The sequence below is a fragment of the Amycolatopsis eburnea genome, from assembly GCF_003937945.1.
Lineage (GTDB): Bacteria > Actinomycetota > Actinomycetes > Mycobacteriales > Pseudonocardiaceae > Amycolatopsis > Amycolatopsis eburnea.
This window is the reverse complement of record NZ_RSEC01000062.1, coordinates 196,587-209,323: the sequence shown is the minus strand read 5'-3', so window position 1 is coordinate 209,323 and position 12,737 is coordinate 196,587. Positions and strand designations below refer to the sequence as shown.

Annotated in this window: 14 protein-coding genes; 5 read left to right on the top strand and 9 right to left on the bottom strand. The window is 71.5% G+C overall.

Annotation, left to right across the window (positions count from 1 at the left end; all coding sequences use genetic code 11):
* Positions 1 to 52: 52 nt before the first annotated feature.
* Together EIY87_RS43145 and EIY87_RS43140 are read right to left on the bottom strand one after the other, a co-directional pair.
* Positions 53 to 766, bottom strand: coding sequence for a DUF3159 domain-containing protein (locus EIY87_RS43145; protein WP_125315777.1), 714 nt, complete (start codon positions 764 to 766; stop codon positions 53 to 55).
* A 9-nt stretch (positions 767 to 775) separates the two neighbouring features.
* Positions 776 to 1,156 carry an OB-fold nucleic acid binding domain-containing protein gene (locus tag EIY87_RS43140; RefSeq protein WP_003074944.1) on the bottom strand — a complete coding sequence of 127 codons (381 nt, stop codon included), beginning with the start codon at positions 1,154 to 1,156 and terminating at the stop codon, positions 776 to 778.
* 136 nt (positions 1,157 to 1,292) lie between these two features.
* On the opposite strand from EIY87_RS43140, the gene EIY87_RS43135 reads away from it, so the two are divergent.
* Positions 1,293 to 1,976 (top strand): alpha/beta fold hydrolase, encoded by a 684-nt coding sequence (locus tag EIY87_RS43135; protein WP_125315926.1) that lies wholly within the window; start codon positions 1,293 to 1,295, stop codon positions 1,974 to 1,976.
* Between the two features lie 53 nt (positions 1,977 to 2,029).
* On the opposite strand, the gene EIY87_RS43130 is transcribed toward EIY87_RS43135, so the two are convergent.
* Both EIY87_RS43130 and dut read right to left on the bottom strand, forming a co-directional pair.
* On the bottom strand, positions 2,030 to 2,695 hold the full coding sequence (locus EIY87_RS43130) for a DUF3710 domain-containing protein (RefSeq protein WP_125315776.1): 666 nt from the start codon (positions 2,693 to 2,695) through the stop codon (positions 2,030 to 2,032).
* Positions 2,695 to 3,198 carry a dUTP diphosphatase gene (gene dut / locus EIY87_RS43125; RefSeq protein ID WP_125315775.1) on the bottom strand — a complete coding sequence of 168 codons (504 nt, stop codon included), beginning with the start codon at positions 3,196 to 3,198 and terminating at the stop codon, positions 2,695 to 2,697. Before dut ends, EIY87_RS43130 begins: the two co-directional genes overlap by 1 nt.
* Positions 3,199 to 3,222: 24 nt before the next feature.
* Here dut and EIY87_RS43120 point away from each other — a divergent pair, with 24 nt between their 5' ends.
* A complete protein-coding gene (locus EIY87_RS43120; RefSeq protein WP_125315774.1) occupies positions 3,223 to 3,705 on the top strand; it encodes a DUF3093 domain-containing protein in 483 nt (160 codons plus the stop codon).
* A gap of 138 nt (positions 3,706 to 3,843) precedes the next feature.
* Here EIY87_RS43120 and EIY87_RS43115 read toward each other — a convergent pair whose 3' ends face one another.
* On the bottom strand, positions 3,844 to 4,152 hold the full coding sequence (locus tag EIY87_RS43115; RefSeq protein ID WP_013224476.1) for a DUF4193 domain-containing protein: 309 nt from the start codon (positions 4,150 to 4,152) through the stop codon (positions 3,844 to 3,846).
* A 482-nt stretch (positions 4,153 to 4,634) separates the two neighbouring features.
* Here EIY87_RS43115 and cei point away from each other — a divergent pair, with 482 nt between their 5' ends.
* Complete coding sequence (gene cei / locus EIY87_RS43110) at positions 4,635 to 5,318, top strand: envelope integrity protein Cei (RefSeq protein ID WP_125315773.1); 684 nt, start codon at positions 4,635 to 4,637, stop codon at positions 5,316 to 5,318.
* A gap of 252 nt (positions 5,319 to 5,570) precedes the next feature.
* On the opposite strand, the gene EIY87_RS43105 is transcribed toward cei, so the two are convergent.
* Positions 5,571 to 6,389 (bottom strand): inositol monophosphatase family protein, encoded by an 819-nt coding sequence (locus EIY87_RS43105; RefSeq protein WP_125315772.1) that lies wholly within the window; start codon positions 6,387 to 6,389, stop codon positions 5,571 to 5,573.
* 64 nt (positions 6,390 to 6,453) lie between these two features.
* On the opposite strand from EIY87_RS43105, the gene ppgK reads away from it, so the two are divergent.
* Both ppgK and EIY87_RS43095 read left to right on the top strand, forming a co-directional pair.
* Complete coding sequence (ppgK, locus tag EIY87_RS43100) at positions 6,454 to 7,221, top strand: polyphosphate--glucose phosphotransferase (protein ID WP_125315925.1); 768 nt, start codon at positions 6,454 to 6,456, stop codon at positions 7,219 to 7,221.
* A 185-nt stretch (positions 7,222 to 7,406) separates the two neighbouring features.
* Complete coding sequence (locus EIY87_RS43095; protein WP_125315771.1) at positions 7,407 to 8,810, top strand: RNA polymerase sigma factor; 1,404 nt, start codon at positions 7,407 to 7,409, stop codon at positions 8,808 to 8,810.
* A 53-nt stretch (positions 8,811 to 8,863) separates the two neighbouring features.
* Here the strand turns inward: EIY87_RS43095 and EIY87_RS43090 are convergent, their stop codons facing one another.
* From EIY87_RS43090 to glgB, 3 genes are all read right to left on the bottom strand, one after another.
* Positions 8,864 to 10,048: a hypothetical protein gene (locus tag EIY87_RS43090; protein WP_125315770.1), complete on the bottom strand. Its 1,185-nt coding sequence runs from the start codon at positions 10,046 to 10,048 to the stop codon at positions 8,864 to 8,866.
* A gap of 40 nt (positions 10,049 to 10,088) precedes the next feature.
* The gene (locus EIY87_RS43085; RefSeq protein WP_125315769.1) at positions 10,089 to 10,478 is read right to left on the bottom strand and encodes a hypothetical protein; all 390 of its coding nucleotides are present in this window, start codon (positions 10,476 to 10,478) and stop codon (positions 10,089 to 10,091) included.
* 61 nt (positions 10,479 to 10,539) lie between these two features.
* Entirely contained in the window at positions 10,540 to 12,735 is a 2,196-nt protein-coding gene (gene glgB / locus EIY87_RS43080) for a 1,4-alpha-glucan branching protein GlgB (RefSeq protein WP_125315768.1), read from the bottom strand.
* Between the last annotated feature and the right edge of the window lie 2 nt (positions 12,736 to 12,737).

The window sequence follows — 12,737 nt, the reverse complement described above, 5'->3', positions numbered from 1 at the left end:
GACGTGAAGAAGGCCCCTGGCGTGCGCGCCGGGGGCCTTCTGCGTGGCTCGATCAGGCTTCGGGAGCCGCGTACTTCTCGCGCAGCCGGGCTTCGACCTCCGCGTCCGTCTCCGGCTTCGGCTCGGTCTCCGCCAGCGCCTTCAGGCGCTTGTCCGACCGCCGCACCGCCCACACGACCACCAGCAGGCCCAGCGCGTACAGCGGGTACCCCATCGCGATCTTCGCGAAGGCCAGCCAGCCCGTGTAGTCCTCCTGGTACAGCCAGCGCTGGACCACGAACCGGGCGGCGAAGATCAGGGCCATCGCCAGCGTGGCGATGTCGTAGCCGTAGCGGGACGGCTTGTCCTTGCGCCAGGCGTGGCCGCTGCCGTTGAGCATGTTCCAGACGACGCCCGCGATCGGCCAGCGGACCACCACCGACAGCACGAAGACGCCGCAGTAGATCAGGCTCGCGTAGATCCCGAACAGGAAGAAGCCCTTCGCGGACCCCGTCCGGTAGGCGATGAACGCCGCGATCGCGACGCCGAAGAACCCGGAGATCGCCGGCTGCAGCGGCTCCTTGCGGACCAGCCGCAGCACGGTGATGGCCACCGCGCTGCCGATCGAGGTCCAGATGGCCGCGGTCAGCCCGAAGAACGAGTTGGCCAGCACGAAGACGATCACCGGCAGCGACGAGTAGATCAGGCCGGACACGCCGCCCATCTGCTCGAGCAAGGTCGGCTGCGGCTCGTCGTCGGTCTTCTCGCTCGGGGCGGGTTCAGTCACGATGGGTGATCAACTCACTGGGCTCTGGAGCTCGTAATAGGGGTTGTACAGCACCTTCTGGCCGTCACGCTCGGCCATCCGGCCGCGCACCTTGATCGTCCGGCCAGGCTCGATGCCCGGGATCCGGCGGCGGCCGAGCCAGATTAGCGTCACGCCCTGTGTTCCGTCGAACAGCTCGGCCTCCAGGGTGGCGGCCTCGTTCGTCGGGCAGAGCTCCACGCTGCGCAGTCTCCCCATCACGGTGACCTCTTCACCGGAACGGCAGTCACAGGCCCGCTGCGCCCCTTCGGCGCCCGACCTCATCGACATTTCGTCTGCGTCGAGATCCTCGACGTCGCTGGTCAGCTTGCGTACCAGCCGGCTGAAGTAGCCGCCGTCTTTGGCGGACATAGGTGCTCCTGTGCTCCGGGGCCCCCGACATAACTGCTTGCGGCCCGTGCGATTCCAGCGTACTGCGGTCCCCGCCAGGGAAACGCCTTTGCGCAAAGATCGCAACGTGACGTCCGCGATCAGAGTTCCCGCCGCGGTGCTGCTGCCCGGCACCGGCTCGGACGAAGTGTTCGTCCGGGCCGTCTTCGAAGGGCCCCTGCGCGCCCTCGGTGTCCCGCTCATCGCGCCACCGCCACCCCCGGGCGCGGCGCTGGCCGACGGCTACCTGGCGACCCTGGACGCGTTGGCGGCCGACCACGGCGAGCTGCTCGTGGGCGGTATCTCGTTCGGTGCACACCTGGCTGCCGAGTGGGCGGTGCGCAACCCGGGCCGTTGCGGGGGCCTGCTGGCCGCTCTCCCGGCCTGGAACGGCGTCCCCGGCTCAGCACCCGCATCGCTCGCCGCGACGCTGTCCGCGGATCTGGTGGCCGGTTCCGGCGTGGCGGCCGCGCTGGCGCAGACCGCGGGCAGCCCGGACTGGCTGCGGGCCGAACTGGACCGGGCGTGGCGCCGCCACGGCGACGGGCTGGCCGACGGCCTGCGCGTCGCGGCGGGCCGTCCCTCGCCCACCCTCGGGGAGCTGGCGCGGCTCGCCGTCCCGGCCGGGATCGGCACCTGCACCGACGATCCGATCCACCCGACGAAAGTCGCATCGGAGTGGGCCACGGCACTCCCCCGCGGCGTCCTCGGCGAGACGACGCTCACGGCGCTGGGCGCCGACCGCGAGTCCCTCGGGCGGGCGACCGTCCTCGCCTTCCTGCGGGCCCTCGAAACGCCGTGAAGGCCTCCTTACCGGTCATAAGTGCCGGTAAGGAGGCCTTCACGGAATGAGCGTCAGCCCTGTTGCTGCTGGGCCGCGATGTGCTCGGCGACGGCCTCGGGCAGCGTGATGGTCAGCGGGGTGCGGACCGGCATCGGGGCGTCGCCGCGGTCGACGATCGTGCGGCGGACGATCTCGCGCAGCACCTCGACGGCAGCCGCGGCCTCCGACTGCGGCCCGGCGATCACGCCGCGCAGCATCCAGCGCGGCCGGTCGACGCCGACGAAGCGCAGCGCGACGTCGTTGACGATGGCCGAGATCTCCAGGCCCCACTTGCCCCGGCCGATGTTGACCTTGGCGCCGTCGGCCCGCAGCTGCTCGGCGAGCTCGGTGCTCACCTCGCGCCACAGCCCGCCCGACCGCGGCGCGGCGTACGCGCTGACCGTGATCTGGCCCTGCTCGGTGACGACGTGCACGGCCCGCACGCCCCCGGTCTCCGGGTCCATCTCGACCTGGACCTGGGAACCGTCGGGCACCGGCACCTTCACCGAGCCGAGGTCGATCCGCGGGACGCCGTCGTCGTCGAAGTCCGCGACGTCGAACGGGCCGTCGGAAACGTCCGAAAGCTCCGCCTCCTCGTCGTCGTACGGCTCGTCCTCGATCGTGTCTTCGGCCTCGGGCGCGGCGTGCCTGCCGGCGGACCCGCCCTCGGTCCGCCGCTTGCGTCCGAAAATCCCCACTACTTCTCCGTTCCTTCCCCCGCGCCGGCGCTCGCGGCGAGCGCCGGTGCTCCCAGTGTGGCGTGTCCGCCGGTGGATCCGTAGCCGCCGGCACCCCGTTCGGTGGTGTCGAGCTCCGCGACCTCGACGAACTCGGCGTGCTCGACCCGCTGCACGACCAGCTGGGCGATGCGGTCGCCGCGCGTCAGCTCCACCGGGTGCACCGGGTCGTGGTTGATCAGGCAGACCTTGATCTCCCCGCGGTAGCCCGCGTCGATCGTGCCCGGGGTGTTCACCACCGACAGCCCGACCCGGGCGGCCAGGCCCGAGCGCGGGTGGACGAACCCCGCGTACCCGGGCGGGAGCGCGATCGCCACACCGGTGCCGACCACCCCGCGTTCCCCGGGTGCCAGGACGATATCCGAGGTGGTGACGAGATCGGCGCCCGCGTCGCCCGGCCGGGCGTAGGCGGGCAGCGGGACATCCGGGTCGAGCCGGGAGAGGAGTACCTGAACGCTGGACACGGGCGGCGAGATTACTCTCTACCCGTGGGTGAATCAGCGAAGACGGCCGCTAGTGCCGCGGTCCGGCACTCCGAGCGGCTGTACGTCCCGTGGTGGGGCTGGCCGCTGCCGGTGCTCGGCGCGGTCCTGCTCGCGGCCGAGATCGACCTCGGCTACCCGGGGATCCGGGCGTGGCTGCCGTACGTGATCGCGCTGCCGGTCGTGGTGGCGCTGCTGCTGTCGCTGGGCCGGTCGAAGGTCCGCGTCACCGGCGGCGACGAGCCGGAGCTGTGGGTCGGCGACGCCCACCTGCCGCTGCGCTACGCCGGCGAGGTGGAGATCTTCGACAAGGAAGCCAAGCGCAAGGCGCTCGGGCGCGACGGCGACCCCGCCGCCTACGTGCTGCACCGCGGCTGGGTCGGCCCGGTGGTCAAGGTCCGCCTCACCGACGCGAGCGACCCGACGCCGTACTGGCTGTTCAGCACCCGGCACCCCGAGCGCGTCGCCGAGCTGCTCAAGGGCACCTGACCCCCTCCGGACATGGGAAAGGGGCCGGCCCGCCGGCCGGCCCCTTTGTCCCCAGCGCGCTTCGAGCCTCCCCCTGGGTGTCCCTCGAGGCTCTCCGTCGCGTCTGTTCGTCCCCTGTGTCGAGAACCCCCGCGCTCGTCAGGCGCAGTCGCGGCAGATCAGGCGTCCGCCGTTGTCCTCGGCCAGCCGGCTGCGGTGGTGCACCAGGAAGCACACGGAGCAGGTGAACTCGTCCGCCTGCTTCGGCACCACCTTCACGGTCATGTCCTCACCGGAAAGCCCGGAAAGGTCGGCACCCGGCAGCTCGAAGTTCTCGGCGGTCGCGTCCTCGTCGACGTCGACGACGCCGGACTGGTTCTCGTTCCGCCGGGCCTTGAGCTCCTCCAACGAGTCTTCGGCCAGCTCGTCGGCTTCGCTGCGGCGCGGAGCGTCGTAGTCGGTAGCCATCTTGTCCCTCACCCCTGCGATCAGCTTGTGTGTTCTTTTCTCCGGACCCCCGGGTCGCCCCGTGAGTCCGCCGTGCCGCTGGTCAACGTTCCAGGGCCCTCGTTTGTGCCCGACGGCCGAAGTGACCGAGGTCTCTTCTTTTCGCGCCTCTTCCTGCGGCCGGAGCCCGGGAAGGGTAGCTCACGCCCGCGACGGTTCTGCAACGAGTCAGACATTGCCGGGGATTCGTCACCCGACAGGGGGAACCCGCAGGTAAGACGCGTTGTCGTCCGTTCGGGTTGCCCACGGGTGGAGAACCCCACAGGCGGCCCGTGTCCGCTTGCCCCGGCCGGCCGGGCGTGGTGCGATCGCCGCACGGGGATCGGGCGTTCCGGCGGGGTGACCCGGAACGAGGCGCGCCGGCCGCAGCGCCTAGGCTGATCGGCCACGACGGGTGCCGGGGTTCGCACGGTCGGTTTCGGTGTTCGGGAAGGGACGGGCAGGTGGCGTCGGGGAACGGCATCGGGGACCGTGGGGCGCGGCCGTATCGCAAGCACAAGCCGCTGCCGGCGCTGATCGTCATCGGCGTGCTCGCCCTCGGCGCGATCATCGTCTGGATCAACGCGGCGGTCGGCAAGGGCGACGTCGACGAGGCCGTGAAGTGCGACCCGCCCGCGAGCCCGCCGCCGGGTGTCACGTTCAGCACCGTCCCGCACAACTCCCTCGACGACCGCGCGCCGATCCCGCCGGACAAGGTCGCGGTGAAGGTCCTCAACGCGTCGAGCACCCGCGGCCAGGGCGGCATCGCCACCACGGCGCTCAAGGAGCTGGGCTTCACCGGCGCCGGCGAGCCGGCCAACGACCCCGCCTACGACGGCCGGGTGGCCAAGTGCCGCGGCCAGATCCGCTTCGGCGAGAACGGCGTCACCGCGGCGCGGACGCTGAGCCTGGTGGTCCCGTGCGCCGAGCTGGTGCAGGACAACCGCAAGGACGCGAGCGTCGACCTGGTGACGGGCTCCCTCTTCGGCGACATCCGGCCGCGCCCCGAAGCCCGCCAGATCCTCACCCAGCTCGCCGACTGGTCCAGGACCCACCAGGGCGGCGGCGGCAACGAGCAGTCGGCGGGCGCGAAGGCCCCGGTGATCGACCAGACCCTGCTGGCCTCGGCCCGCGACGTCGCCTGCTGACTTCCCCGGCTCCCAACGCCACAACCCCCGCGCGTGGGGGCGCCCCCGATCTCCACGCTACCGGGAGGCACCGACAGTTCCGGCCGCCAAACGACAGGGTCCCGGCAAAGTCGCGGCGGCGAGCGGGTGACCGGCCGCGGGCCGGCCGCGTGGTCTGCCCGGCGTCACGGGGATGTCGTGAAAGGGTCGTTCATGTCGTCTGGCGAGATGAACGACCCTTTCATGACATCGCGGAGGGGCGGACCGGCCGGCTCAGACCTCCCCCGCCCCGCACTCGGCCAGCAGCTTCCGCAGCGGATCGGCGATCGACGGCGCCGCCGCGTAGGTCGCGTCCGCGCCCAGCTCCGGCACCGACCCCGGCACGGACACCACCGCGCCCGCCTCCGCCGCGATCAGGGCCCCCGCCGCCCAGTCCCAGCGGTGCAGGCCGTGCTCGAAGTACGCGTCCAGCCAGCCCGCCGCCACCGCGCACAGGTCCAGCGACGCCGCCCCGTTGCGGCGGATGTCGCGCACCCGCCCCAGCAGCTCCGCCGCGAAGCGGGACTGCCGCGTCCGGCGCTCGGCCGAATACGCGAAACCGGTCCCGACCAAAGCCAGTTCGAGCCGCGCGGGCTCCGACACCGCCAAGCGGCGGCCGTTCAGGAACGCGCCCTGGCCGCGGGCCGCCGTCCAGACGCGGCCGCCGGCCGGCTCCACGACCGCGCCCGCCACCGACTCGCCGTCGACCTGGGCGGCCACCGACACCGCGAACCACGGCAGCCCGTAGAGGAAGTTGACCGTGCCGTCGATCGGGTCGACCACCCAGGTCACGCCGTCGCCCGCCGCACCGCCGCCCTCCTCGCCCAGCACCTCGTCGCCCGGCCGCAGCGCGGCCAGCCGGGCGCGGATCAGGCGTTCGGACTCGTGGTCGACCGCGGTCACCACGTCGGTGTCCGCGGACTTGGTCCCGACGGCCACCGAACGACCGTTCGCCATCCCCTCCCAGGCCTCGCGGACCAGCTCGGCGGCTTCCGTCGCGACCTGCTCCGCGACGCTTTTCAGCAACGACTCGTCAACTCCCACGTCCGCCATGTCACCACATCCGGTTAAAGTCTCCGAGGCAGGCTTCTGAATCGTGCGAGAAGGGACCACGTCCGTGGTGGAGGCGACCCGCCGAGGTTTCGGCATCGACATCGGCGGCAGCGGGATCAAGGGCGCCTTGGTCGACTTGGAGCAGGGCCGGCTGATCGGCGACCGGGTCCGGATCGAGACGCCGAAGCCGTCCACGCCGTCGGCGGTGGCGGACGTCGTGCACGACATCGTCACGCAGGCGGGCTGGGACGGCCCGGTCGGCGTGACGCTCCCGGCCGTCGTCAAGAAGGGCGTCGCGCACACCGCGGCCAACATCGACAAGCAGTGGATCGGCACCGACGCCGACGCGCTGTTCGCCAAGCGGCTCGGCCGCGGCGTCGACCAGGTCGCGATGCTCAACGACGCCGACGCGGCGGGCATGGCCGAGATCCGCTTCGGCGACCCGGTCGCGCGCAAGGGCGTGACCGCGCTGCTCACCTTCGGCACCGGGATCGGCAGCGCGGTGTTCCAGGACGGCAAGCTCGTCCCGAACACCGAGTTCGGACACCTCGAGATCGACGGCCACGACGCGGAGAAGCGCGCGGCGGCGTCGGTGAAGGACAACGAGGGGCTCTCCTACCCCGAATGGGCCAAGCGGGTGCACCGTTATCTGACCGTGCTCGAGAACCTGATCTGGCCGGACCTGTTCATCGTCGGCGGCGGTGTCAGCAAGAAGGCCGAGAAATGGGTGCCGCTGCTGGACATCCGCACTCCGGTGCTGGTCGCGACGCTGCAGAACAACGCCGGGATCGTCGGCGCCGCGGCCGCCGCGGCCGAGGGCATCCAGCACTGATCCGGCGCTCGCGACGCGGCTGAGGGTGATCGCTTCGCACCGCATGCGCGTACCGTCGTTACAATGGAACACGGCCCACGGCTGCGGAGGGCAAAACCGCAGGCCGAGGCGTGATCCCCGAATGTGAGGCAGCAGTGGCCGCCAGGCCGTTGCTCGTCATGATCGACCGCTGCGAAAGGGCGTAAGTGGCAGCCGCAAGAACCGCAACCCGAGGCGGGACGAAGACAGCGACCGCAGCCGGAGAGCCGGCCGAAGAGGCAGCCACCGGGACGGCGAAGCCTGCGGCCCGCAAGACCACCACCGCCAAGAAGGCCCCGGCCAAGAAGGCCCCGGCGAAGAAGGCCGTGACCAAGGGCGCGAAGACCGAAGACGGCGATCCGGACGGTCCTGGCGAACTCGACGAAGCCGAACTCGACTCGCCCGATCTGTCGGACCTGGAAGAGGTCGAGGTCGACGTCGTCGACGAAACCGTCAACGACGAGCCGGACTCCGGTTCGGCCGACGACGACGAGGACGACGACGAGGAAGCGGACGAGGAGACCCCGGCGCAGCGCCGCCGTGGCGCCGCCGCCGACAAGGCCGCCAAGGGCTCCGACAACCCGGACTTCGTCTGGGACGAGGAGGAGTCCGAGGCGCTGCGCCAGGCGCGCAAGGACGCCGAGCTCACCGCGTCGGCCGACTCCGTGCGTGCCTACCTCAAGCAGATCGGCAAGGTCGCGCTGCTGAACGCGGAGGAGGAGGTGGAGCTGGCCAAGCGGATCGAGGCCGGGCTCTACGCCGCCGAGCGCGTGCGCACCGCCGAGGAGGAGGGCGAGAAGCTCGTCACGCAGATGCGCCGCGATCTCAAGTGGATCGTGCGCGACGGCGAGCGGGCGAAGAACCACCTGCTGGAGGCGAACCTCCGGCTCGTGGTGTCGCTGGCCAAGCGCTACACCGGCCGCGGCATGGCGTTCCTGGACCTGATCCAGGAGGGCAACCTCGGCCTGATCCGCGCGGTGGAGAAGTTCGACTACACCAAGGGCTACAAGTTCTCGACGTACGCCACGTGGTGGATCCGCCAGGCGATCACCCGCGCGATGGCCGACCAGGCCCGCACCATCCGCATCCCGGTGCACATGGTCGAGGTCATCAACAAGCTCGGCCGCATACAGCGCGAACTCCTGCAGGACCTCGGCCGCGAGCCGACGCCCGAGGAGCTCGCCAAGGAAATGGACATCTCCCCGGAGAAGGTCCTGGAGATCCAGCAGTACGCGCGTGAGCCGATCTCGCTCGACCAGACGATCGGCGACGAGGGCGACTCGCAGCTCGGTGACTTCATCGAGGACTCCGAAGCGGTCGTCGCGGTGGACGCGGTGTCGTTCACGCTGCTGCAGGACCAGCTCCAGTCGGTGCTGCAGACGCTGTCCGAGCGCGAGGCGGGCGTGGTCCGCCTGCGCTTCGGCCTCACGGACGGCCAGCCGCGCACGCTCGACGAGATCGGCCAGGTGTACGGGGTGACCCGCGAGCGCATCCGGCAGATCGAGTCGAAGACGATGTCTAAGCTGCGCCACCCGTCGCGGTCCCAGGTGCTGCGCGACTACCTGGACTGAGTCACGGCATACGGAAGAACCCCGTCACCTCGGTGGCGGGGTTCTTCCGCGTTTCAGGCCCGTCCGGTCAACGTCGTCCAGGGCACGTGCACCACCACCCGCTCCCGCAGCTGCTCGTTCAGCAGCCACAGCTCCCCCGTCGCCGGCCAGTACGACAGGTTCTGGCTGTTCACCGGCGCCTGCCCGGCCAGCCTCGACGTCGACACGCCCCCGACCCCGCCGTGCAGGCAGGACGGGTGGTCGCCCGCCACGCCCGCGTACTCCGGGCACACGCCCGTCAGCACGAAGTAGCCGTTCCGCGACACCGCGCCCTGCACGCCCCACACCGGTGAGGAAAACCCTTCGGCAGCGTGCACCAGGCCGTCGGCCGACGGCACCAGGCGGCCCGTCGTGCGGTCGAACGGCCACTTCAGGATCCGGCCGCCCGCCTCCGGGGCGTGTTCCGCCGTCACGAACGTCGAGTCGCTGTGGTCGAACGACAGCGTAGAGAGGCACGGGCGCGCACCCACCGCCGTCGTGCAGGCGCCGCCGCCCGGGTACCAGTACGCGCCGATCTGAGGCATCGCGTAGTCGTAGAACGCCGCGTGGTACTTGCCGTCCGCGCCGCGGCCGACCGTGCCCGCGCTCGCGTCGACCTTCCAGAAGCGGGTGGTGTCGAAGACGCGGATCAGGCCGCCGGTGGTCGCGACGTACAACAGGTTGCCCGACCACGTCATGCCGTGCCCGTGACCCGCCACGACCGCGAAATCGGTGTCGGAAGTCGGTTCCACGAGCAGGACGTGCCGGTACCCGAGCCCGGTCGCGTCCACAAAGGACAGCCGGACCATGGTGTCGCCCGGGGTGTGCCACGACGTCGCGGCGACGCGCTTGCCGGCGGCGGTGCCGGTCGCCGGGTCGGCGTCGCCGGAGCCGGTGAGGCCCTGCGGGATCCAGTCGTTGGTCTTGTCGTCGTTGGCGTCTTCCCAGCAGAACCCGGCCGGCTTCAGCGCCGCGGCGAGGTACGTGCCGTGGCAGAGCGGGCGGGCCTTGCGGTTGGTGTCCCCCAGCAACGACGAAAGCCCGCGCGGCGGCAGCTGGCGATCCAGCGCGGCGACCCTCGAGCCGTACGTGGCGAAGGTGTCCCCGGCGGTCAGCCGGTAGTCGTCGACCGACGCCAGCCGGGGGAAGTTCGCCGCGGCCCGGGCCGGCGGCGCCAGGGCGAGCAGCAGCAGCGTCACGAAACCGATCAGGAAGCGCATGCCCGCAGCGTGACCCGGCCCCGTACACGAGCCGTACAACTCAGGGGACGGCCAGCCCGCGCTCCCGCAGCGACTGCTCGACGCGCAGCCGTTCGATCTCGCGGTCCATCCCCTCGGGCAGCTCGGCGAGCCGGTGCGGGACGCCGACCTGGCGGCAGGCCTGGGTGAGCAGCTCGTCGTAGGCCTGCCGGGTCCCGAAGCGCCGGGCGGCGGGCGTGCCGGAGGGGTAGCCGGCGAGCAGCCGGTGCACGCGGCGCAGGTCGGCGGCGACCCGCTCGATCGGCGGTCCCGACGGCGCCGGCGCGCTCCGCTTCGCGCGGATCCGGTGGACCAGCCGCGGGACGCGCAGCGCGCACCAGAACAGCACCGTGGGAGCGAAGCAGACCACGGCGAAGAGGATCAGGTTCGCGAGGACGCCGGAGCCGTCCATCCCCCGATGGTAGCGCCGGGGACGCAACTTTCCCTACGAAAGTGGCGCCCCCGGCCGGGGATCAAGCGGGGTCGGTCTCTTCGACCAGCCACAGGACGCCCGCGGGCGGCAGCTGCAGCACCGCCGAGGCCGGCTGGCCGTGCCACGGCTCCTCGGTCGCCTCCACGAGCCCGAGGTTCCCCACCCCGGATCCGCCGTACGCCTCCGCGTCGGTGTTCACGACTTCGCGCCACCGCCCGGCGGCCGGCAGGCCGACGCGGTAGTCGTGGTGCGGGATGCCCGCGAAGTTCGCCACGCACGCCAGGCGCGAGCCGTCGGTGCCGAGGCGCAGGAAGCTGAGCACGTTGCCGCTCGAGTCGTTCGCGTCGATCCAGGCGAAGCCCTCGGGCGAGGTGTCCTGGCTGAACAGCGCCGGCGTCGACCGGTACACCGAGTTCAGCGACCGCAGCAGGTCCTGGATCCCGCGGTGCAGCGGTTCCTCCAGGAGGTGCCAGTCGAGCGAGCGCTGCTCCGACCACTCCCCCTCCTGGCCGAACTCGCCGCCCATGAACAGCAGCTGCTTGCCCGGGTGCGCCCACATGAACGCCAGCAGCGAGCGCAGCCCGGCCGCCTTGTTCCAGGCGTCGCCCGGCATGCGGCCCCACAGGGATCCCTTGCCGTGCACCACTTCGTCGTGCGACAGCGGCAGGACGAAGTTCTCGCTCCACGCGTACACGAGCGAGAACGTCATCTCGTTGTGGTGGTACGCGCGGTGGATCGGCTCGTGCGACAGGTACCGGAGCGTGTCGTGCATCCAGCCCATGTTCCACTTGAAGCCGAAACCCAGGCCGCCCAGGTGCGTCGGGCGCGTGACGCCCGGCCAGGCGGTCGATTCCTCGGCCACCATCACGATGCCCGGGTGTCGCTTGTAGACGGTCGCGTTCAGCTCCTGCAGGAACCGCACCGCGTCCAGGTTTTCGCGGCCGCCGTACTGGTTCGGCAGCCACTCCCCTTCCTTGCGGGAGTAGTCGAGGTACAGCATCGACGCCACCGCGTCCACGCGCAGGCCGTCGAGGTGGAACTCCTCGATCCAGTACAGCGCGTTGGCGACGAGGAAGTTGCGGACCTCGTTGCGGCCGAAGTCGAACACGAGCGTGCCCCAGTCGGGCTGCTCGCCGCGGCGCGGGTCCGCGTGCTCGTACAGCGCGGTGCCGTCGAACTTCGCCAGCGCCCAGCTGTCGCGCGGGAAGTGCGCGGGCACCCAGTCCACCAGCACGCCGATCCCGCGCTGGTGCAGGCGGTCGACGAAGTAGCGGAAGTCGTCCGGGGAACCGAAGCGGGACGTCGGCGCGTAGTACGACGTCACCTGGTAGCCCCACGAGCCGCCGAACGGGTGCTCCGACACCGGCAGCAGCTCGACGTGCGTGAAGCCGGTCTCGACGAGGTAGTCGCCGAGCTGGTCGGCCAGCTCGCGGTAGTCCAGCCCGGGCCGCCACGAGCCGAGGTGCACCTCGTAGACGCTCATCGGCGCCGCGGCCCACTCGGTCGCCTCGCGCTGGGCGACCCACTCGTCGTCGTTCCACAGGTACGCGGACGTGGTGACCACCGACGCCGTCGCGGGCGGCTGCTCGGTGGCGAACGCCATCGGGTCGGCCTTCTCGTGCCAGTTGCCGTCCGCGCCGAGGATCCGGAACTTGTAGCAGGTGCCCGGGCCGACGCCGGGGACGAACAGCTCCCAGATCCCGGACGAGCCGAGCGAGCGCATCGGGTGCCCGCGCCCGTCCCAGCCGTTGAAGTCGCCGATCACGCGGATGCCGCGGGCGTTCGGCGCCCACACCGCGAAGGACGTCCCCTCGACGACGCCGTTCGCCGTCTCGTACGACCGGACGTGCGAGCCGAGCGCTTCCCACAGCCGTTCGTGCCGGCCTTCGCCGATCAGGTGCAGGTCCAGCTCGCCCACCGTGGGCAGCCAGCGGTACGGGTCGTCGGCGGTCGCGGTGTGCCCGTCGTACTCGACTTCCAGCCGGTAGTCGCCGGGGTGCTCCGGCACCGCGACGGCGAACAGCGCGTCGATCACCGGTTCCATCGGGTACCGCTGCTCGCCCGCGCTCAGCGTGACCGCCTTGGCGCCGGGCAGCAGCGCCCGCGCCACGAACCCCTTGCCCGCCGGGTGCACGCCGAGGACGGAGTGCGGGTCGTGGTGGGAACCGGCCAGCAGCCGGTCGATGTCGGCGGCGGGCGGGGCCGCGGCCGGGAGGCCATCCGGAACGGCGTTCACGG

Bases quoted from the DNA above. Each gene is read 5' to 3' on its own strand.
- EIY87_RS43140 (WP_003074944.1), bottom strand. From the start codon at position 1,156: ATGTCCGCCAAAGACGGCGGCTACTTCAGCCGGCTGGTACGCAAGCTG.
- EIY87_RS43115 (WP_013224476.1), bottom strand. From the start codon at position 4,152: ATGGCTACCGACTACGACGCTCCGCGCCGCAGCGAAGCCGACGAGCTG.
- EIY87_RS43105 (WP_125315772.1), bottom strand. From the start codon at position 6,389: ATGGCGGACGTGGGAGTTGACGAGTCGTTGCTGAAAAGCGTCGCGGAG.
- EIY87_RS43090 (WP_125315770.1), bottom strand. From the start codon at position 10,048: ATGCGCTTCCTGATCGGTTTCGTGACGCTGCTGCTGCTCGCCCTGGCG.
- EIY87_RS43085 (WP_125315769.1), bottom strand. From the start codon at position 10,478: ATGGACGGCTCCGGCGTCCTCGCGAACCTGATCCTCTTCGCCGTGGTC.